The sequence below is a fragment of the Streptomyces sp. NRRL F-5122 genome (assembly GCF_001507435.1).
Taxonomy (GTDB): Bacteria; Actinomycetota; Actinomycetes; order Streptomycetales; family Streptomycetaceae; genus Streptomyces; species Streptomyces lannensis.
This window is the reverse complement of the sequence record NZ_LMWH01000145.1, coordinates 1-389: the sequence shown is the minus strand read 5'-3', so window position 1 is coordinate 389 and position 389 is coordinate 1. Positions and strand designations below refer to the sequence as shown.

At 66.3% G+C, this 389-nt stretch carries 1 protein-coding gene; it reads right to left on the bottom strand.

Annotated features, from left to right (window positions below; translation table 11 throughout):
• The coding region (locus ADL25_RS16800) for an FAD-dependent oxidoreductase (protein ID WP_159044943.1) at positions 1–389 on the bottom strand (389 nt) is incomplete at both ends.

Here is a 389-nt window from a genome sequence, read left to right as displayed (position 1 = left end):
TGGGAGACCGGGCCGCGGCCGACGGCGACGAGGAGGACCTCCGCCTCGAACTCCTTGCCGTCGGCGAGGGTGATCTTGACACCGTTCTGGGTGTACTCGGCCTTCTGGAAGAAGGTGCCCAGGTTGAACTTGATGCCGCGCTTGCGGAAGGCGCGCTCGAGAAGCTTGGAGGAGTTCTCGTCCTCGACCGGGACGAGGTGCTTGAGGCCCTCGATGACCGTGACGTCGGAACCGAAGGACTTCCACGCGGACGCGAACTCGACGCCGATGACGCCGCCGCCCAGGATGATCGCGGACTGCGGCACGCGGTCCAGGAAGAGGGCGTGGTCGGAGGAGATGATGCGGTTGCCGTCGATCTCCAGACCCGGCAGCGACTTCGGCACGGAACC